The organism is Brevundimonas sp. AJA228-03 (assembly GCF_017795885.1).
GTDB lineage: Bacteria > Pseudomonadota > Alphaproteobacteria > Caulobacterales > Caulobacteraceae > Brevundimonas.
In genome coordinates, this window is sequence record NZ_CP059297.1 from 2,531,586 (window position 1) to 2,550,648 (window position 19,063).

The following is a 19,063-nucleotide window of genomic DNA, read 5'->3' on the forward strand; positions in this document are numbered from 1 at the left end:
TTCAGATCGGAAACCGAACCCCCAGCATGGCCTCCGTCGCCTCCCACAGCCGCGCCGCCGCTGCCGTGTCCAGCGCCTGGGGTTCGGCCTTGGCCGGTCCCGGCGGGCCCTTCAGTTCCATCAGACGCGTCGCCCCGACATAGGCCCCGCCGGCCACCGAGGGGTCGGTCGCCGCCATCAGGATCGGCAGGGCGCCCGCCGCCGCCGAATGGCTGATCAGGGGCTCGATCAGCGGCCGTAAAATCACGGCCATGACCGCCCGCTGGAAGGGCGCGCGCACCAGAGGGCCATTGGCGATCAGGCCGGTCCGGGCATAGCCGGGATGGGCCACCACACTGGTCAGGCCCCAGCCGTTCGCCGCGCTGCGCCGGTCCAGCTCCAGCCCGAACATCAGCATGGCCAGTTTCGACTGGGCATAGACGGGCCAGGCCCTGTAGCCCGTGGCATGGTTCAGGTCGTCGAACCGGATCCGCCCCCGCCGGTGGGCGATGCTGGACAGCTGCACCACCCGCGCCCGCCCCGCCGTCAGCAGCGGCAGCAGACGCGCCGTCAGGGCGAAATGGCCCAGATAGTTGGTGGCCAGCTGCATCTCGAACCCGTCGCCGGTCACCTCGCGCGTCGGCAGGGCCATGACCCCGGCATTGTTGACCAGGATGTCGATGGGCCGCCCGGTCGCCAGCATCCGGTCGGCAAAGGCCACGACCGAGGCCTGATCGGCCAGGTCCAGCGCCTCGAACCGCACCTGTGCCGTCGGCACGGCGCGGCGGATGCGGCGCACCGCGTCCTCGCCCTTGGCCGGGTTGCGCGCCGCGATCACGATCTCGGCCCCCTTGCGGGCCAGCTCCAGCGCCGTCTCGTATCCGGTGCCACCGGTCGAGCCGGTGACGATGGCCCGTTTTCCGGTCTGGTCGGGAATGTTTGCGGTGGTCCAGTGAGGCATCGGGTCTATCCTGCGTTCGGCGAGAGCCTGAGGGCGACGCTCGAAAACGCCAGCAGATCATCAAGGCCGAGCCGGATGACGCTTTCGACCACGGTGATGTCCAGATCGATGTACTGATGCACAGCCACGTTTCGGAAGCCGATCATCCGTTTCAGGGACAGGGCCAGGGACGCATCGATCATCCTTGCGGCCGCCAGCAGGTCGATGGCGTCGCGGTTCGTCGCGGGTGCGCCGAGATCGTTCAGGCGAACCAGACGAAAGGCTATGTCGACCGCCAGCTCGCAGGCGCGCTGGACATTCAGGATGGCGGCATCCTGACGGGTCAGATCGACTGCGAAGTCGGCGCTCGCCGCAAGTTCCTCACGTGCCCTTCGGACGCAACGCTCAAGGCTTTGCGCCTTGGCAAGGATGACGTCGTCACTCACGCCGCCAGCACCCGGCCGCGGCGGGCGATGTCCGCCTCGATCCCGCGCCGGCGTTCCTTCAGGTCTTCGTAGTCCCGCATCATCCGGATCTCGGCGAGGTCAGCGATGAAGGGTCGGAAGGCGGCGATCCTGCGGCCTTCCCGCAGAACCTCCCGGCCCAGGATCGGCGATGCCGTCGCCAGATCGACCAGATCGACGTCGATGCCCAAGCCGTCCTCGACGGCCAGACGCGCCTCCTCGCGCAAGCCCGGCGCGAGGGGCCCGTCCACGACGATCGCCAGATCCAGATCGCTGTCGGCGCGCGCATCGCCCCGGGCCGCGCTGCCAAACACATAGACAGCGGCGAGGCCGGGGATCAGGCGCTCCAGAATCGGGACGGCGGTGTCTGGCGACATGGGCGGAGCCTAGCCCTTCCGCCGCCCCCTGCCAAACGACCCTATTCCGCCGCCATATTGTGCCCCTCGGGGGCCGTCCAGCGCAGCCTGGGTGACCGCGCGGCGCGGGTCTCGTCCAGACGACGCAGGGGCGCATGGAAGGGCGCGCCCTTGAAGCGTTCGACCTCGCCGGCCTTCGCGGCCCCGGCCAGCAGGCGCAGGGCGTGGATGAACCGGTCGAGTTCGGCCTTCGATTCCGTCTCGGTCGGCTCGATCAGCATGGCCCCGTGGACGACCAGGGGGAAATACATGGTCATCGGGTGGAAGCCCTCGTCGATCATCGCCTTGGCGAAGTCGAGCGTGGTGATCTCCGTGCCCTTCAGCCATTCGTCGTCGAACAGGGCCTCGTGCATGCACGGTCCGTTCGGGAAGGCGGCCGACATGACGTCGGACAGCCGGGCCTTGATGTAGTTGGCGTTCAGGACCGCGTCCTCGGCCACCTGGCGCAGACCGTCCGAGCCATGGCTCATCATGTAGCTGAGCGCCCGGACGAACATCCCCATCTGGCCGTTGAAGGCGCACATGCGGCCGAAGGCCTGGGCCGCCTCGTCCTCCTCGCGCTCGATCAGCTTGAAGCCGTCCCCGTCATGGACCACCCAGGGGGCCGGGGCGAAGGGCGCGAGGGCGGCTGACAGCACCACCGGACCGGCACCCGGCCCGCCGCCGCCGTGCGGCGTGGAGAAGGTCTTGTGCAGGTTGATGTGCATGGCATCGACGCCCAGATCGCCCGGCCGCACCCGCCCGACGATGGCGTTGAAATTGGCCCCGTCGCAGTAGAAATAGGCCCCGGCCTCATGCGTCAGCCGCGCGATCTCGACGATGTCGCGCTCGAACAGGCCGCAGGTGTTGGGGTTGGTCACCATGATGGCGGCCACGTCCGGCCCCAGCTTCGAGGCCAGGTCGGCGACGTCGACGCGGCCATCGTCCGTCTGGGCCACCTCGACCACCGTATAGCCGACGAAGGCCGCCGTCGCCGGATTGGTCCCGTGGGCCGAGGTCGGCACCAGCACCTTGCGCCGCGCCTCATGCTGGCCCGAGGCCTCATGCGCGGCGCGAATGGCCATCAGGCCGCACAGCTCGCCGTGGGCTCCGGCCTTGGGCGACATCGCCACCGCCGGCATGCCGGTCAGGGTCTTCAGCCAGTGGGCCAGGGTGTCCATCAGCTCCAGCGCACCCTGCACGGTCGAGACGGGCTGCAGCGGGTGGATGTCGGAGAACCCCGGCAGGCGCGCCATCTTCTCGTTCAGCCGCGGATTGTGCTTCATCGTGCACGAGCCCAGCGGATACAGGGCCAGGTCGATGGCGTGGTTCTTCTGGCTCAGCCGCACATAGTGGCGCATCGCCTCGGGCTCGGAGAGCCCCGGCAGGCCGATCGGATCGCGCCGCACCAGAGCGCCCAGATCGCCGCCGTCCGACGCCGGCTCCGGCAGGTCAACGCCGGTCTTGTACCAGCCGTCCGTCTCGAAGATCAGCCGCTCGTCCTGCAACAGGCCGCGCCCGCCCGTCAGGGTCGGGTGCTTGTAGTCGTGGTCAGGGACGGCGTTCGGGGCGGTCGGGCGGCCGACGGTGTTCATCGTGCTCATCTTCAGGCTCCCAAAACTTTGGTCAGCGACTTGGCGAGGATCTGGATGTCGGCATCCAGCGTCGTCTCGGTGGCGGCGATCAGCAGGACGTCGTCCATGCCGACGCCGGGGGCCAGACGGCTGTAGGGCACGCCGGCCAGAATGCGGTGGTTGCCCAGCGCCTCGACCACCTCGGCGGCGGGCCTCGGCAGGCGGACCGCGAACTCGTTGAAGAAGCGCGGCGTCAGGATCTCGACACCGGGAATGGCGGCGAGCGCATCACGCGTGGCCAGCGCCTTCTCGTGGTTCAGCAAGGCCAGTTTGCGCAGTCCCGTCTCGCCCAGCAGGCTCATGTGGATCGAGAAGGCCAGGCAGCACAGGCCGGAGTTGGTGCAGATGTTCGAGGTCGCCTTGTCGCGGCGGATATGCTGCTCGCGCGTCGACAGGGTCAGGACGAAGCCCCGCTCCCCGTCCGCATCCACCGTCTCGCCGCACAGGCGACCGGGCATCTGGCGGATCAGGCTCTGTTTGCAGGCGAACAGGCCGACATAGGGCCCGCCATAGTTCAGGGCATTGCCGATCGACTGGCCCTCGGCGGCGACGATGTCGGCCCCCATCTCGCCCGGCGACTTCAGCAGACCCATCGACACGGCCTCGGTCACCACGACGATCAGCAGGGCCCCTGCGGCCTTTGCGGCCTCCGCGATCCTGGTCACGTCGGTAGCGGTGCCGAACACGTTCGGGGTCTGGACCACGACGCAGGCCGTGTCCCTGTCGATGGCCTCGATCACGGCGGCCTCGGCATCGATCGCGGCCGGCAGGCTGACGGTCTCGACGCCCACGGCGTGGACCACCGTCTCCGACGCCCGGACATAATGGGGATGCACCCCGCCCGAGAAGACCGCCTTGTTCCGGCGCGTCACCCGCGTCGCCATCAGCACGCCCTCGGCCGTCGCGGTCGAGCCGTCGTAGAGCGAGGCATTGGCGACCTCCATCCCGGTCAGGTTGGCGACCTGGGTCTGGAACTCATAGAGGTACTGCAGCGTCCCCTGGGCGATCTCGGGCTGATAGGGGGTATAGCTGGTCAGGAACTCGGACCGCTGGATGATGTGGTCCACCGTCGCCGGCACATGGTGGCGATAGGCCCCGGCCCCGCAGAAGAACGGCACATCCCCCGCCGCCGTGTTCTTGCCCGCCAGAGCCTTCAACGCCCGCTCGACCTCCAGCTCGCCCATCACGCGCGGCAGGTCGACAAAGCCGTCGCGCCGCGCCGCCTGGGGCACATCCACGAACAGGTCGTCGATGGAGTTGACGCCGATGGCGGCGAGCATCGCCGTGCGGTCGTCGGGGGTCAGGGGCAGATAGCGCATTCTGTTTTTTCCGCTCATCCCCGCGAATGCGGGGAACCAGTGCTTTGGGCGAAGACTGTCGCCGGGGAGGACGAACCGCTCATCCCAGCCACCCTGCCTCACGACAGAACTGGGTCCCCGCATTCGCGGGGATGAGCGGAGACTTTACAGCGTGGCGAGGAAGGCGTCGTAGGCCGCCCGGTCCATCAGGCCGTCGACCTGGCTGGCGTCGGACACCTTGATCTTCGCGAACCAGCCCTCGCCTTCCGGATCGGCATTGACGGTCTCGGGCGCGCTGGCGAGCGCCGCATTGCCCTCGACCACCTCACCCGACACCGGGGCATAGACGTCCGAGGCCGCCTTCACGCTCTCGACGACGGCAAAGCTGTCGCCCTTGCCGAAGGTCTTGCCGGCTTCCGGCGTATCGACGAACACGACGTCCCCCAGCTGGTCGGCGGCGTGCTTCGTGATGCCGACGGTGGCGATGTCGCCATCCAGCCGGACCCATTCGTGATCCCTGGTGAAATGCATGGGGTGTTCCTTCTTCGTCATCCTCCGGCTTGACCGGAGGATCAGGCTGCGGGTTTGCGGTGATAGCGTTGGGCGACGAAAGGCATGTCGATGACCTCGCACGCCGAGGTCTTGCCGCGCACGATGACCTTGAGGTTGGTGCCGAGCGCGGCGTGCGACGGCGGCACATAGCCCATGGCGATGTTGCGGCCGAGCGTCGGTGACGGTCCGCCCGAGGTGACCACGCCGATCACCGTGCCGTCCGCATCGGCGATCTCCGCACCCTCGCGGGCCGGGGCGCCTTCCTTGATGCTGAGGCCCACGCGGACCCGCGACGGGCCCTCGGCCAATTCCTTCAGGATGCGCCCGGCCCCGTTGAAGTCCGCGGCGTCCTTCCTCGATTTCGACAGGGCAAACGTCAGCGCCCCCTCGACCGGCGAGGTCGTCGCATCGATGTCGTGGCCATGCAGCGGCAGGCCGGCCTCCAGACGCAGGCTGTCCCGCGCGCCCAGCCCGATCGGCTTGACCCGGGCGTCTTCCAGAATGGTGTTCCAGATCCGTTCGGCCTCGACGGCCGGCACGGAAATCTCGTAGCCGTCCTCGCCCGTATAGCCCGAGCGCGAGACGTAGCAGTCGACCCCGAACAGCATCAGACGGGCGCAGTCCATGAAGCCGAACTCGGCCAGCACCGGCTCATGGGCGACCATCACCTCGGCTGCTTCGGGCCCCTGAATGGCGATCAGGGCGCGGTCGTCGAGCACGGTCAGGGTCGCGTCACCCGACAGATGGGCGCGCCAGAAGGCGAAGTCCTCGTCCTTGTTGCCTGCGTTGACGACGATATAGAGCCCGCTGTGATCGGGCTTTCCGGCCATCAGATCGTCGATGATGCCGCCACTCTCGTTCAGCAGCAGGCTGTATTTCTGACGCCCGGCCTTCAGCGCGGCATAGTCGCCGGGCACGAACCGCTGGAACTGGGCGATGGCATCGGCCCCGGTGATCCTGGCCTGGCCCATGTGAGAGACGTCGAACAGGCCGGCATGCTCGCGGGTCCAGCGGTGCTCGGCCAGCACACCCTCGTACTGAACCGGCATGTCATAGCCACCGAACCCGACCATGCGCGCGCCCAGCGCACGATGCGCGGCGTTCAGGACGGTCGTCTTCAGCGTCGGGTCGGTCATTCTGTCAGACTCTCGGGGTCGCGTGTTGAGGCGGAAGGCTCCGCCGCCATCTGCGCCCCCGCTGTCCGTGAAACCTGAGAGATTCCGCCCCGTCCCGGCTCGGCGGGTGCCGTCCGGGATGACAAGGCTTGCTCCGTCGGCGCACCCTCAAAGGGTGACTTTCCAGCGTCCGAATGTCCTCGCGGTCCGTTTGCCTGAGCGTTTCCGGGGCGGTTGCGCCTTCGGCTCCGGGTCCGTCCGAAAGTGGGAGGCTGGACGGCCCGATCTCTCCCGCGAGAGCGAGACGACCTAGGCCCCGACTCTGTCGCCAAGTCAAGCGCGGCAAACCGACGTCGGCACCGCGCGCCGCGCTCCGGCCGGGATGATGAAGGTCAGGCCGCGTAGGCCTCCACCTCGGCGATCCGCGCGGCCTTGTCGGCCTCGCTGAGGAAAGATCCGGCAAAGCTGTTCTTCGCCATCAGCGTCAGCTGCTCGCGGGTCAGGCCGACGGCCGCGGCCAGCTGGCGGTAGTTCTCGTTCACATAGCCGCCGAAATAGGCGGGATCGTCCGAGTTCAGCGTGACCCTGATCCCCTGGCGCAGCATCTCCGGCACCGGGTGGTCCTTCAGGTCGTCGACGACGCAGAGCCTGTGGTTCGACAGCGGACAGACCGTCAGCGTCATCCCCTCGGCCACGATCCGCCGGACCAGCGCCGGGTCTTCCATCGACCGGTTGCCATGGTCCATCCGGTCGATGCGAAGTAGATCGAGCGCCTCCCACACATAGGCCGGCGGCCCCTCCTCGCCTGCGTGGGCGCACAGCTTCAGGCCCAGGTCCCGGGCCGCGGCGAACACGCGCTGGAACTTCGACGGCGGATGGCCGACCTCGGACGAATCCAGCCCCACGCCGACGAAGTGATGCAGATAGGGCCTGGCCATCTCCAGCGTGGCGAAGGCCTCGTCCTCCGACAGGTGGCGCAGAAAGCTCAGGATCAGGCCCGACGTCACGCCCAGCTCGGCCCTGGCGCGATCCATCCCCGCGATCAGCCCCTCGACCACCACCCCGAACGGCACGCCGCGATCGGTATGGGTCTGGGGATCGAAGAAGATCTCGGCGTGGCGCACCGTGTCCGCCGCCGCCCGCTGGAAATAGGCGAAGGCCAGGTCCTCGAAATCCTGCCGCGTCAGCAGCACGTTCGCCCCGGCATAGTAGATGTCGAGGAAGTCCTGGAGGTTGGAAAAGTCATAGGCCGCCCGGACCGCCTCGACGCTGTCGAACGGGATGGCGACCCCGTTCCGCTCGGCCAGGGCGAACATCAGCTCCGGCTCCAGCGAACCCTCGATGTGCAGATGCAGCTCGGCCTTGGGCAGGCCGTCGATGAAGGTGTTCAGGTCGGTCATGATCGCTCCGCTAGGACGAGGCGTTGGACACCACAAGGCGCAAATGACCGCGACGGATGTCGGGCACCGACGGCGATGGCGTGGACGGAGGCGGCGTCACCTCTTCATTCGCCTGCCACCCCATCGGTCGCTCGACATAGCCGGACCGGGTCAAGACACGCTCCGGCAGACCGCAACGTTCCAGCATCCCGATCTCGATCTCGGTCCGGGCATGGACCCATTCGAGAAGTTGGCGATTGTGGCCTCGCCCCGGCGGCGCGACGCTGACGATCCGCTTGCGCGGATAGCTCTCGTGCAGGAATCGCGTGGTCGCGGCATGATCTCCGTCGGTCGTGACGATGTAAGCCGTATCGAACCGGTCGGCGGCCGCGTCGGCGGCGATGGACAGGGCCAGGTTGACGTCGCTCTGCTTTTCCGTCGCGTCCATCCACTGGTGGCCGCAGGCGTGGCAATGATCTCCGTGCACGACGAAATGTCCCATCAGGCAGCGCACGCCGCGCGCTCCGAGCGCACCCTCATAGGCCATCAGCGCCTGCATCCGGTCGCGGCGCTGCGGCCGATGGGCGCTGACCCAGACGGTCCCGGCCAGGCGCTCGTCCGGCGGCAGCAGGGCCCGCCCCAGGGCCGCCAGATCCAGCCACAGCAGCTCGTGCCGGTTCAGGTCAAGGATGGCGTGATGCAGGTTGAACCCGTCGACATACAGCCGGGCCCGCTTGCGGAAGATCGGCAGGCGAAAACCGTCGCGGCGGATTGCCTGCGTCTGCCCTCCCCTCGTCCCCGACCGTGCCATGACCTGGCCTCGTCCCGCCCCTGAAGGAAACAGTTAACCCTTCGGGAACACCGGAGTCCGTGTCGTCAAGGCTACATCCGTTCGGGCGAATCGATTCCCAGCAGGTCCAGCGCGATCACCAGCTGGTCCAGCGCCGCCTTCGACAGGGTCAGCCGCGAGGCCACCGTCGCCGCGTCCGCCGCCGCCAGCACCGGGCAGGCCGCATAGAATTTCGAGAAGGCCTGCGCCAGCCGATAGGCATGCTCGGCGATCACGTGCGGGCTGCGCTTGTCATAGGCCTCGCCGACCGCCTGGTCGAAGGCGTCCAGCGTCAAGACCAGATCGCGTTCGGCAGGCTCCGAGATCGCCACCAGCCCGGCCTTCGCCCCCTGCTCGCCCGCGCGGCGCAGCAGCGATTTGATGCGCACGACCTGGTACAGCAGATAGGGCCCGGTCTTGCCCTCGAAGCTCATGAACCGGTCCAGGTCGAAGACGTAGCTGGTCGTCCGGCTGTTCGACAGGTCGGCGAACTTCAGCGCCGCAATGGCCACCTTGTGCGCCGTGTCCTCGAACGTCGCTTCGTCCAGATCGGCCCCCAGCTCGGCCTCGCGCAGGCGGTCGCGCGCCTTGTCGGTGGCCTGGGTGATCAGATCGTTCAGCTTCAGCACCCCGCCCGCCCGGGTCTTGAACGGCTTGCCGTCGGTGCCGTTCATGGTGCCGAAGCCCAGATGCTCGAGCGCACCCGGCTCGGCATAGCGGGCCAGACAGGCAGCGCGGAACACCTGTTCGAAATGCTCGGCCTGGCGCTCGTCGACGACGTACAGCATCAGGTCGGGATCGATCCGGTTCTTGCGGTCCAGGATCGTGGCCAGATCGGTCGTGCCATACATGGCCGAGCCTTCCGAGGAGACGACCAGCAGCGGCGGCGGGCTGGGGGCCTCGACCACCGAACCGTCGGCCAGCTTCTTCTTGCGGGTCTCGCCGGGCCGGGCGACGTGCACCACCTGGGCTCCGTCGTCCTCGACCAGCAGGGCCTTGGTCTTGAGGTCCACGACCATGCCCGCGATCAGGGGATCGGCGTCGCTCTCGCCGTTCCACAGGTCGAAATCGACGGCCAGGGTGCCGTATTCCCGCACCAGGGCCTCGCGGCTGACCGCCACGAAATGCCGCCACAGCGCCAGATAGCCGGGCCGTCCGCCCTGCAGTTCCGCCGTGGCCTTGCGCGCCCGGTCCCGGAATGCGGGATCCTCCCTGGCTCGCCCGGCGGCCAGCGGGTACAGCCGGTCCAGATCGGCCAGGGTCACCGGGCTTTCGGCCGGGAACGGCCCGTCGCCGCCGGCCATGAAGGCGTCGGCCAGACCTTCGTCACCACAGGCCACGATCAGCAGCCCCATCTGGAAGCCCCAGTCGCCGAAATGGGCGTCGCCGGTCACGGCATCGCCCCGGAACCGGAACAGCCGCTTCAGGCTCTCGCCGATGATCGCGCTGCGCAGATGGCCGACGTGCATGGGCTTGGCCACGTTCGGCCCGCCGAAGTCGATAACCACCGTTCGCGGCACCGCGACCGGCGAGGCTCCGGCCCGGTCCGCATCCGACGCCACCTCGGCCGCCCGCGCCGACAGGGCGGCATCGGCGACCTTCAGATTGATGAACCCGGGTCCCGCGACCTCGACGGCGGCCAGACGTGCGTCGCCGTTCAGCCGCGCCGCCACCCGGTCCGCCAGTTCGCGCGGATTGGCCTTCAGCGCCTTGGCGGCGGCGAGGGCGCCATTGGACTGGAAGTCGGCCAGGTCCGGGCGGTCCGAGGTCGTGACCCGCGCCAGGCCCGCGTCCACGCCTTCGGCGGCGAAGGCGGCCGCGACCGCTTCGCCCAGTGCGGTCCTGAGGTCCGTCATGGGGCCGGAGGGGTCGCCGCGGTCGTGCCGGCGTTGATGCGGAAGCGGCTGCCCGAACGGTTGAACTCGGCCATTTCCGGCGTGACCTCAAAGCCGACCAGAATCTCGAAATTGCCGCCGCTGGTGGTCGCCGACGCGCGCGGGATGACCACGGACTGCGCTTCGGTCACCGACGTGGTCGAGGACCCGTCGAAATTCACCGGCAGATCGAAATACTCCTTGGCCAGGACGGCTTCATTCCGTTCCGTGACCGCGATCCAGTAACGATAGGTGCGTTGATCGCCCTGGGCCATCGGGCCACGACCCAGATCGAACAGGATGTTCATCTGGACCTCGATCGGGTCGTCGTTCAGATAGCGGCACCCGGCCGTCACGCCCTGGATTTCGCCGGTATAGCCGACGGCACTGGCGGCGGCGCGGCCCCCGTCCAGCTCGACATAGCGCGCGGCGTCGTACAGCACCTTCACGAACGGGCAGGGTCCGGCGTTGGGGCGGGCACGGAGGGGCGCGATGCGCGGCGGCCGTGCCTCATCCTCGTCTTCCCGACCTTGCTGCTGGCCCTGGCGGTCACGCTGGCTCTGGCTGCTCTGGGCGGAGGCGGCACCGGCGGAGGCGAGAACGGCCAGGGCGGCGAGGGCGACGGTCGCAAGACGCATGTATCGAAATCCGGAAAGCTGAACCGCTGGCGGGGAACCCGGTCAGGCTTCCCGCCTGATAGCGGCTAAAGCGAGGCGTCGCAAACCGTGAAGCCCGTCCCGGTGGCGAGGAAGCCGCAGAAAGACTAGGTTCGGTTCATGGACGCTCTCGCCCCCTCGCCCGTCACCGCCCCGCTCGCGGCCGCCCGTCCCCTGACCGTGCGCATGGCCACGCCGCGCGGCTTCTGCGCCGGGGTCGATCGCGCCATCCAGATCGTCGAGCGTGCGATCGAGAAGTTCGGCGCGCCCGTCTATGTCCGCCACGAGATCGTCCACAACCGGCATGTCGTCGACCGGCTGAAGGGTCTGGGCGCGGTCTTCGTCAAGGAACTGGACGAATGCCCCGACGACCGGCCCGTGGTCTTCTCGGCCCACGGCGTGCCCAAGTCGGTGCCCGCCACGGCCCGGGCCCGCGACCTGCTGTTCCTGGACGCCACCTGCCCCCTGGTGTCCAAGGTCCATGTCGAGGCCGAGCGCCATCATGCCCAGGGCAAGCACATCATCCTGATCGGCCATGCCGGCCACCCCGAGGTCGTCGGCACCCTGGGCCAGCTGCCCGACGGCGCGATCAGCCTGGTCGAGACGGTCGAGGACGCCATGGCCTTCCAGCGTCCCGGCGACCAGCCCCTGGCCTATGCGACCCAGACGACCCTGTCGCTGGACGACACCTCCGAGATCGTCGGCGTGCTGAAGAGCCGCTTTCCCGAACTGCCCGACCCCCACAAGGAAGACATCTGCTACGCCACCACCAACCGGCAGGAGGCGGTCAAACAGCTGGCCGACGGGTCCGATCTGGTGCTCGTGGTGGGATCGAAGAACTCGTCCAACTCCGTGCGTCTGGTCGAGGTGGCCCTGCGCGCCGGGGCCCGCGACGCGCGGCTGATCGACGATGCGAGCCAGATCGACTGGAGCTGGTTCGAGGGCGTGAACACGGTCGGCGTCACGGCCGGCGCCTCGGCCCCCGAGCCGCTGGTTCAGGCCGTCGTCTCGGCGATGCAGGCGCGGTTCGCCGTGACCCTGGCCGACGATCCGGGCGAGCCGGAAACCGTCACCTTCAAACTGCCCCGCGCCCTGACGACCTGAACCGGCTCAGGCGAACTCCACCAGCACGTCGTCGGCCGCGACCGGGTCGCCGGCCTTCGACCCCACCGCCTTCACCACCCCGTCGCGTTCAGCCTTGAGGATGTTCTGCATCTTCATGGCCTCGATCACGGCGACGGTCTCGCCGGCCTTGACCTCCTGACCGACCTCGACGGCGATGGAGACGACGAGCCCGGGCATGGGGGACTGGATCAGCTTCGAGGTATCCGCCGCCTGTTTCTCGGGCAGGCGGGCGAACAGCTCGGCCATGCGGGGCGTCAGGACGCGGACGCGCGCGGTGACCGGGCCGGTGCGGATGCGGAAGCCGTCGGCGATGCGCGCGACCTCGGCGGTATAGGGTTCGTGGTCGAGGACGGCGCGGAACTGGGCCAGGCCCGGGCGCCAGTCGATGTCCGACAGCTGCAGGGCGCGGTCCTCGCCCGCCAGTTCCAGCGTCAGCGCCTCCTCGTCGTCGTATCCGAGGGACACGCCGTGCGCCTCACGGTCGATGAGGACGATCCAGTCGGTGCGGTCGGACGGGTCGCCGGACTGTTCGGTCAGGATCTCGTTCATCGCCGCCGCCGTGGCGATCAGGATGTCGGTCCGCCGCCGGTCGGGGGCCACGCCCCTGAAGCCGTCGGGGAACTCATCCTTGATGTAGCTGGTCGACAGGGCGCCCGACCGGAACCGCGCCTGATCCATCACGGCGGCGAGGAAGGGCACATTGTGGCCGACGCCCTGCAGGTGGGTGTCCTCCAGCGCCCGCTTCATGCCGTCGATGGCGGCGATGCGGGTCGGGGCCCAGGTGTTCAGCTTGGCGATCATGGGATCGTAGAACATCGAGATCTCGTCGCCCTCGCGGACGCCGGAATCGTTCCGGACCACATAGCCGTCCTGCTGGCCTTCCTCGGGCTGGTCGTAGCGGACCAGACGGCCGATGGAGGGCAGGAAGCCGCGATAGGGGTCCTCGGCATAGATGCGGCTCTCGATGGCCCAGCCGTTGATCTTCAGATCGTCCTGACCGAAGGCCATCCGTTCTCCGGCGGCCGAGCGGATCATCTGTTCGACCAGATCGACGCCGGTGATCAGTTCGGTGACCGGGTGCTCCACCTGGAGCCGGGTGTTCATCTCCAGGAAGAAGAAGCTGCGGTCCTGACCGGCGACGAACTCGACCGTCCCGGCCGAGTCATAGTTCACCGCCCGGGCCAGGGCGACGGCCTGTTCGCTCATGGCCTTCCGCGTCGCGTCGTCCAGCAGGGGCGACGGCGCCTCCTCGATGACCTTCTGGTTGCGGCGCTGGATCGAGCATTCGCGGTCGAACAGGCTGACGATGTTGCCGTGCTTGTCGCCCAGCACCTGGATCTCGATGTGGCGCGGGTCGATGATGAACTTTTCCAGGAAGACCCGGTCGTCGCCGAACGCCGTCAGCGCCTCGGCCTTCACGGCGGAGAACCCCTCGGCCATGTCGGCGTCCGAATGGGCCACGCGGATGCCCTTGCCCCCGCCCCCGGCCGAGGCCTTGATCATGACCGGATAGCCGATCTCGTTGGCGATCTGGATGGCGTGTTCATCGCCTTCGATCAGCCCCATATAGCCGGGCACGGTCGAGACCCCGGCTGCGGCCGCGAATTTCTTGGACGTGATCTTGTCGCCCATGGCCTCGATGGCGTGCGGGTTCGGCCCGATGAAGGCGATGCCCTCGGCCTCCAGCCGCCGGGCGAAGACGGGGTTCTCCGACAGGAAGCCGAAGCCCGGATGCACGGCCTCGGCCCCCGAGCGACGCACGGCCTCGACGATCCTGTCCTGCACCAGATAGCTCTCGGACGCTGCCGACGGCCCGATGTGGATCGCCTCGTCCGCCATCTCGACCGCCATCGAGCCTGCGTCGGCGTCGGAGTGCACGACCACGGTCTGGATGCCCATGCGGCGAGCGGTCTTTATGATCCGGACGGCGATCTCGCCCCGGTTTGCGATCAGGATCTTTGAGAACATTCTGGCCTCTGTTTGCGCCTCAGGGCTTAGCGAGACGCGGCGGGCAAGGCAAACCGGAGGTGGGAAGTCCGTCCCACGACCCCTCTCCCGGAGGGAGAGGGCTTGAGCGTCCAGGAGCGCAGCGATTGGATACGCGAAAGGGTGAGGGGTAAAGCCCTCACCGGTTGGCAGCCAAACCCCTCACCCTTTCGGCTTGACGGATCGCTCCGCTCCCCGAGCCTCAAGCCCTCTCCCTCCGGGAGAGGGAGCGGAGATGCGGACCCACCTTCTGCTCCAGCAGCGCCACCAGCTCAGGCTGCATGAAGGCGTAGTCGTCCCGGATATCCAGGCACACCACCCGCGCCCGCTTCAGGCTCTGTCGAAACCGCCGCTGCAGCTTCGCCCGGTGCGTCCGCTCCATGACGAAGACGATGTCGGCCCATTCGACCAGTTCATCGGTACAGGGCTCGTCCGCATCCGGCGCCAGCCCCGCCGACGCCGTCTCCACCCCCGGCCAGGCGGCGAACACCTGCTCCGCCGTCGGTGACCGGAGGCGGTTGCGGGAGCAGAGGAAGAGGAGGTTGGTCAGGTCAAAAATCCTGCTCGCACGCGCTCAAAGTTATCGAGAATAGTCCCGGCGAAGCAGAAGCGACATAGCCGATGGCGGACGATTACCTGAGCCAGAGATCGTCTTGGCAATCTCGCCTCCTTCTTTTCGGAACTCATCCAAACGAGCTTTGACGTTCCCGATCTGGCCAACATCCATATTGAAACGCAAGGCCGTCCCCGGGAACGAAGTTTGATAATTGTTCTTGGTTTTTCTCGACAGATGAATCGCCATCTGTCCACTCGCGATAACGAAATTACCTCCGGTTCGAGCGAGTCGGCTGGTCATGTAGAGACCATAGCCAGAGTTGAACCAAACCTCCGAAGTGCGCGGCAGGTGCGTTTTCCCGGAAACGCCAGGCAGCAGACTGTATTCTATTGCTTCCTTGTCCGACTTAAATCGGAAATTCGGGTTCTCCCCGAGCCCACGCCTTATGCCAACGCCGAAATCGGCGAGCGCAAACTCTACTTTATTACTTTTTGGCCAATACTGAGCGCAGTAATAAAGCTCATTTGCTTCACTGTGCTCAAAGACGTTGCGCATCACCTCTCGAACCGAATATGACAAAACGTCGAAAAGGTCCCGGTTTTCAGTCTGATCACGCGCAATCATCAGGGCAATTTTGTCGGCGTGCCTCTGAATTAAGTCGGGGAGCTCCCGAAATTTATCATGCGCGACCTCATAGAAATCATCACGAACCATTTTCGTGATGGGCAGGTAGTTTTCACTACCCCAAGCCTCACCAACTTCCCGCCCATGATCAACGCCAAACATTCGAAAAAAGCCCATATGGGCTGGATAGTGATGTCCTTGGTAATTTCGAAAACTGATATTCAGATCAGCGTTCCGCAATCGAAAATGTTTGAGCTTGGATGCCAGCAAAAGCATTCCGTACGGCGCAAAGAAATGCTCTTTGCCGAAGTCAATAATTAGCTCGTCGTGACCTGCGAAATAATCAAGCTCTCGAGCAAATGCCAATATTGTAGCAAGGTCACTCTGTACGGGAAATTTTATTGTAGCCCTTGCCAACTGAATTCCTTAGTCAAAATTTATCGAAACACCATTCTAAAGCGGAATATTATCGTGCTTCTTCCACGGATTAGCCTGCACCTTCCCCTTCAGCGTGCGTAATGCCCGGATCAGCCGCCGCCGCGTCCCGTGCGGCATGATCACGTCGTCGATGTATCCCAGCCCCGCCGCCACAAACGGATTGGCGAAGCGTTCCTTGTATTCGGCCTCGCGCGCGGCCAGGGCCGCCGGGTCGTCGGCCTCCTTCCTGAAGATGATCTCGACCGCGCCCTTGGCCCCCATCACCGCGATCTCGGCACTGGGCCAGGCGTAGTTGACGTCGCCGCGCAGGTGTTTGGAGCTCATCACGTCATAGGCGCCGCCATAGGCCTTGCGCGTGATCACCGTCAGCTTGGGCACCGTGGCCTCGGCATAGGCGAACAGCAGCTTGGCCCCGTGCTTGATCAGGGCACCGTATTCCTGGCGCGTGCCGGGCATGAAGCCGGGCACGTCGACGAAGGTCACCAGCGGAATGGAAAAGGCATCGCAGAACCGCACGAACCGCGCGGCCTTGCGGCTGCTGTCGATGTCCAGCACCCCGGCCAGCACCTGCGGCTGGTTGGCGACGATGCCGACCGACTGGCCGTCCAGCCGGCCGAAGCCGCAGACGATGTTCCGGGCGAAATCGGCCCCGATCTCGAAGAACTCGGTCTCGTCGACCGTCTTCAGGATCAGCTCCTTGATGTCATAGGGCTGGTTCGGATTGGCCGGGACCAGGGTGTCGAGGCTGGCCTCGTCCCGGTCCGGATCGTCGTAGCTCTCGCGCACCGGGGGCTTTTCGCGGTTGGACAGGGGCAGGAAGCCGATCAGGCGGCGGACTTCGCTGAGGGCCTCCAGATCGTTCTCGAACGCGCCGTCGGCCACGCCCGACTTGCCGGCATGGACCCGGGCCCCGCCGAGGTCCTCGTGGCTGACCACCTCGTTGGTGACGGTGCGAACCACGTCCGGGCCGGTCACATACATGTAGGACGTGTCCTTCACCATGAAGATGAAGTCGGTGATGGCGGGCGAATAGACGTCGCCGCCCGCGCACGGCCCCATGATCACGCTGATCTGGGGGATGACGCCACTGGCCAGGGTGTTCTGCAGGAAGATGTCGGCGTATCCGGCTAGGCTCTCCACCCCCTCCTGGATGCGCGCCCCGCCCGCGTCGAACAGGCCGATGATCGGCGCGCCATTGGTCAGGGCCATAGTCTGCAGCTTGACGATCTTGGCCGCATGGGCACCGGAAAGACTGCCGCCGAAGACGGTGAAATCCTTGGAGAAGACATAGACCAGCCGCCCGCCGATCGTGCCTCGGCCGGTGACCACGCCGTCGCCCGGCACCCGCTGGTTTTCCATGCCGAACTGGTGGCTGCGGTGCTCGACGAACATGTCGGTCTCCTCGAAGGAGCCCTCGTCCAGCAGCACCTCGATCCGCTCGCGCGCAGTCAGCTTGCCCTTGGCGTGCTGGGCGGCAATCCGCGCGGCCCCGCCGCCCTGACGCGCCGCCTCGCGGCGGGCTTCCAGCTGTTCCAGAATGGCTTTCATCTCGATCCTCTCGTCATGGAGCGGTCATAGGCGGAACGCCCGGCCTCGTCACCCGCCGGGCCCTGCGCGCAGGGGAATGGTGCGAGCGGCGGGGATCGAACCCGCATGACCGAAGTCGAGGGATTTTAAGTCCCTTGCGTCTACCAGTTTCGCCACGCTCGCGGCCGACGCCCGCCTCAGGGCGCGGTCTTGCCCGGAGCCAGGGCCCGGAAATCCACGTCCGAATCCGCCGCCAGCCAGATCAGCCCCGCCCAGGCGGCGACGTTCTGGTTCAGCTGTTCCGGGTCGATCTTGTCCAGGGTGTCGTCGGCGGTGTGGTGCAGGTCGAAATAGCGCAGACCGTCCTGCAGCAGGCCGAACACCGGCACGCCGGCCTGGACGATCGGCCCGATGTCGGCCCCGCCCTCGGTTTCCGGCTCGGACGAGCGCAGCACGCCGATCGGATACAGCACGCGGTTCGCGGCATCGGCGAACGTCCCCGTCTGGGCGCCGGCCGGCAGCTGCAGCGCATAGACCCGGTCGGCCCCGAAATCGCTCTCGCCGGTGAAGACATGGTTGGCCAGGTCCTCGGGCGACAGGCTGCGCAGATAGGCTCCGCCGCCGTTACCGGTATTGGTCGGCTGGGCCACTTCCTCGGATCCATACAGGATCACGCGGATGGTGCGGGCCGTGCGGCCCTGGTCGGCGATGGCCCGCGCGGCGCCGATGGTGATGGCCCCCCCTGCCCCGTCGTCGATGGCCCCGGTGCCCAGGTCCCAGCTGTCCATGTGGGAGCCCAGAACGATGATCTCCTCGGGCCGGGTCCGCCCCGGCAGGTCGCCGATCACATTGCGCGAGGTGGTCTGATAGGTGTGGGCGGTCGAGGACAGGTGTATGCGCACCGGCTCGCCATAGCCGATCAGACGGCTCAGCTGGTCGGCGTCGGGCGCGCTCAGCGCAAAGGCCGGGACCGGCACCACGCCGTTCACATAGCGGGTGGTGCCCGTGTGCGGCATGCGGTGCTGGTCCGATCCGGCCGAGCGCATGATGAAGGCCAGCGCCCCCTTCTGCCCCGCCACGCCGGGTCCGGCACCCCGAATGCGGGTCAGCGGCCCGTAGCCCGCGCCCGTCTGCATCGGCACCATCTGGCCGGCATCGACATAGGCGATCTTGCCCGCCAGCGATCCGTCCGGCACCGCCTGGAAATCCTCCAGCGAGGTGAAGCGCACCACCTCCGCCTCGATGCCGCCTTCCGGCGTGCCGGGCGAATGACCGAGGGCGGCGACGACCAGCCGCTGCGGGTTCGCGCCCACGATGGCGGCGCTTTCCTCGCCCCGCTCCCAGCCGACCAGCGGGAATTCCTGGATGCGGACGTTCTTGAAGCCGTGCTCGCGCATATAGCCCGCCGCCCATTCCGCCGCCGCCGTCTCGCTCGACGAGCCCGCCGGGCGCGGCCCGAAGCGGGTGGTCAGCTGGGTGACGTAGTCCAGGGCGATGTTGTCGGCCAGGGCGGCATCACGGACGCGCTCGGCCGCCGCAATGGTCGCTGCGTCCTGGGCCACGGCCGGCGCGGAAAGACCGGCGAGCAGCGCCAGGGCCGAAATCGCGCCGGACGCCGCGAGACGAAGGGAAACAGACATGGGAATCTCCACCAGACAGGGGCAGACCCTAGCGACTGCAACCGGCGGGGAG

At 67.2% G+C, this 19,063-nt stretch carries 17 protein-coding genes, 1 tRNA gene and 2 riboswitches; of the genes, 1 reads left to right on the top strand and 17 read right to left on the bottom strand.

Annotated elements, in window-relative coordinates; genetic code table 11:
* Window position 1 precedes the first annotated feature (1 nt).
* The 11 genes from HZ989_RS12725 to HZ989_RS12775 all read right to left on the bottom strand — a co-directional run bounded on the left by HZ989_RS12725 (window position 2) and on the right by HZ989_RS12775 (window position 11,097).
* A complete protein-coding gene (locus tag HZ989_RS12725; RefSeq protein WP_209321175.1) occupies window positions 2-940 on the bottom strand; it encodes an SDR family oxidoreductase in 939 nt (312 codons plus the stop codon).
* Between the two features lie 5 nt (window positions 941-945).
* A complete protein-coding gene (locus tag HZ989_RS12730) occupies window positions 946-1,365 on the bottom strand; it encodes a DUF86 domain-containing protein (protein ID WP_209321176.1) in 420 nt (139 codons plus the stop codon).
* On the bottom strand, window positions 1,362-1,760 hold the full coding sequence (locus tag HZ989_RS12735; RefSeq protein ID WP_209321177.1) for a nucleotidyltransferase family protein: 399 nt from the start codon (window positions 1,758-1,760) through the stop codon (window positions 1,362-1,364). Before HZ989_RS12735 ends, HZ989_RS12730 begins: the two co-directional genes overlap by 4 nt.
* A 41-nt stretch (window positions 1,761-1,801) precedes the next feature.
* A complete protein-coding gene (gcvPB, locus tag HZ989_RS12740; protein ID WP_209321178.1) occupies window positions 1,802-3,382 on the bottom strand; it encodes an aminomethyl-transferring glycine dehydrogenase subunit GcvPB in 1,581 nt (526 codons plus the stop codon).
* A gap of 2 nt (window positions 3,383-3,384) precedes the next feature.
* Window positions 3,385-4,731, bottom strand: coding sequence for an aminomethyl-transferring glycine dehydrogenase subunit GcvPA (gene gcvPA, locus HZ989_RS12745; RefSeq protein ID WP_209321179.1), 1,347 nt, complete (start codon window positions 4,729-4,731; stop codon window positions 3,385-3,387).
* Between the two features lie 144 nt (window positions 4,732-4,875).
* Entirely contained in the window at window positions 4,876-5,241 is a 366-nt protein-coding gene (gene gcvH, locus HZ989_RS12750) for a glycine cleavage system protein GcvH (RefSeq protein ID WP_209321180.1), read from the bottom strand.
* Window positions 5,242-5,282: 41 nt separating this feature from the next.
* A complete protein-coding gene (gcvT, locus tag HZ989_RS12755) occupies window positions 5,283-6,398 on the bottom strand; it encodes a glycine cleavage system aminomethyltransferase GcvT (RefSeq protein ID WP_209321181.1) in 1,116 nt (371 codons plus the stop codon).
* Window positions 6,399-6,457: 59 nt separating this feature from the next.
* Window positions 6,458-6,566, bottom strand: a riboswitch (glycine riboswitch).
* A 4-nt stretch (window positions 6,567-6,570) separates the two neighbouring features.
* Window positions 6,571-6,681, bottom strand: a riboswitch (glycine riboswitch).
* Window positions 6,682-6,769: 88 nt separating this feature from the next.
* Window positions 6,770-7,777, bottom strand: a complete 1,008-nt coding sequence (locus tag HZ989_RS12760) for an adenosine deaminase (protein WP_209321182.1) — start codon at window positions 7,775-7,777, stop codon at window positions 6,770-6,772.
* Between the two features lie 10 nt (window positions 7,778-7,787).
* Complete coding sequence (locus HZ989_RS12765) at window positions 7,788-8,567, bottom strand: NYN domain-containing protein (protein ID WP_209321183.1); 780 nt, start codon at window positions 8,565-8,567, stop codon at window positions 7,788-7,790.
* Between the two features lie 71 nt (window positions 8,568-8,638).
* A complete protein-coding gene (gene argS / locus HZ989_RS12770) occupies window positions 8,639-10,441 on the bottom strand; it encodes an arginine--tRNA ligase (protein WP_209321184.1) in 1,803 nt (600 codons plus the stop codon).
* Window positions 10,438-11,097, bottom strand: coding sequence for a Tat pathway signal sequence domain protein (locus tag HZ989_RS12775; protein WP_209321185.1), 660 nt, complete (start codon window positions 11,095-11,097; stop codon window positions 10,438-10,440). The genes argS and HZ989_RS12775 overlap by 4 nt, the downstream gene beginning before the upstream one ends.
* Window positions 11,098-11,235: 138 nt before the next feature.
* Between HZ989_RS12775 and ispH the strand changes: the two genes are divergently transcribed.
* Window positions 11,236-12,219: a 4-hydroxy-3-methylbut-2-enyl diphosphate reductase gene (gene ispH / locus HZ989_RS12780; RefSeq protein WP_209321186.1), complete on the top strand. Its 984-nt coding sequence runs from the start codon at window positions 11,236-11,238 to the stop codon at window positions 12,217-12,219.
* A gap of 6 nt (window positions 12,220-12,225) precedes the next feature.
* Here the strand turns inward: ispH and HZ989_RS12785 are convergent, their stop codons facing one another.
* From HZ989_RS12785 to HZ989_RS12810, 6 genes are all read right to left on the bottom strand, one after another.
* Entirely contained in the window at window positions 12,226-14,208 is a 1,983-nt protein-coding gene (locus HZ989_RS12785) for an acetyl/propionyl/methylcrotonyl-CoA carboxylase subunit alpha (RefSeq protein WP_209321187.1), read from the bottom strand.
* A gap of 220 nt (window positions 14,209-14,428) precedes the next feature.
* Window positions 14,429-14,716 (bottom strand): phosphotyrosine protein phosphatase, encoded by a 288-nt coding sequence (locus HZ989_RS12790; RefSeq protein ID WP_245162368.1) that lies wholly within the window; start codon window positions 14,714-14,716, stop codon window positions 14,429-14,431.
* 90 nt (window positions 14,717-14,806) lie between these two features.
* A complete protein-coding gene (locus HZ989_RS12795; protein WP_209321188.1) occupies window positions 14,807-15,772 on the bottom strand; it encodes a hypothetical protein in 966 nt (321 codons plus the stop codon).
* Window positions 15,773-15,859: 87 nt separating this feature from the next.
* Window positions 15,860-17,392, bottom strand: coding sequence for an acyl-CoA carboxylase subunit beta (locus HZ989_RS12800; protein WP_209321189.1), 1,533 nt, complete (start codon window positions 17,390-17,392; stop codon window positions 15,860-15,862).
* Between the two features lie 77 nt (window positions 17,393-17,469).
* Window positions 17,470-17,554: transfer RNA gene (locus HZ989_RS12805), tRNA-Leu, on the bottom strand.
* 14 nt (window positions 17,555-17,568) lie between these two features.
* Window positions 17,569-19,011 (bottom strand): M20/M25/M40 family metallo-hydrolase, encoded by a 1,443-nt coding sequence (locus HZ989_RS12810; RefSeq protein ID WP_209321190.1) that lies wholly within the window; start codon window positions 19,009-19,011, stop codon window positions 17,569-17,571.
* Window positions 19,012-19,063 lie beyond the last annotated feature (52 nt).

Coding starts and splice junctions, on each gene's coding strand:
- HZ989_RS12725 (WP_209321175.1), bottom strand. CDS start 940: ATGCCTCACTGGACCACCGCAAACATTCCCGACCAGACCGGAAAACGG.
- HZ989_RS12735 (WP_209321177.1), bottom strand. CDS start 1,760: ATGTCGCCAGACACCGCCGTCCCGATTCTGGAGCGCCTGATCCCCGGC.
- gcvPB (WP_209321178.1), bottom strand. CDS start 3,382: ATGAGCACGATGAACACCGTCGGCCGCCCGACCGCCCCGAACGCCGTC.
- gcvPA (WP_209321179.1), bottom strand. CDS start 4,731: ATGCGCTATCTGCCCCTGACCCCCGACGACCGCACGGCGATGCTCGCC.
- gcvH (WP_209321180.1), bottom strand. CDS start 5,241: ATGCATTTCACCAGGGATCACGAATGGGTCCGGCTGGATGGCGACATC.
- gcvT (WP_209321181.1), bottom strand. CDS start 6,398: ATGACCGACCCGACGCTGAAGACGACCGTCCTGAACGCCGCGCATCGT.
- HZ989_RS12760 (WP_209321182.1), bottom strand. CDS start 7,777: ATGACCGACCTGAACACCTTCATCGACGGCCTGCCCAAGGCCGAGCTG.
- HZ989_RS12765 (WP_209321183.1), bottom strand. CDS start 8,567: ATGGCACGGTCGGGGACGAGGGGAGGGCAGACGCAGGCAATCCGCCGC.
- argS (WP_209321184.1), bottom strand. CDS start 10,441: ATGACGGACCTCAGGACCGCACTGGGCGAAGCGGTCGCGGCCGCCTTC.
- HZ989_RS12775 (WP_209321185.1), bottom strand. CDS start 11,097: ATGCGTCTTGCGACCGTCGCCCTCGCCGCCCTGGCCGTTCTCGCCTCC.
- ispH (WP_209321186.1), top strand. CDS start 11,236: ATGGACGCTCTCGCCCCCTCGCCCGTCACCGCCCCGCTCGCGGCCGCC.
- HZ989_RS12785 (WP_209321187.1), bottom strand. CDS start 14,208: ATGTTCTCAAAGATCCTGATCGCAAACCGGGGCGAGATCGCCGTCCGG.
- HZ989_RS12800 (WP_209321189.1), bottom strand. CDS start 17,392: ATGAAAGCCATTCTGGAACAGCTGGAAGCCCGCCGCGAGGCGGCGCGT.
- HZ989_RS12810 (WP_209321190.1), bottom strand. CDS start 19,011: ATGTCTGTTTCCCTTCGTCTCGCGGCGTCCGGCGCGATTTCGGCCCTG.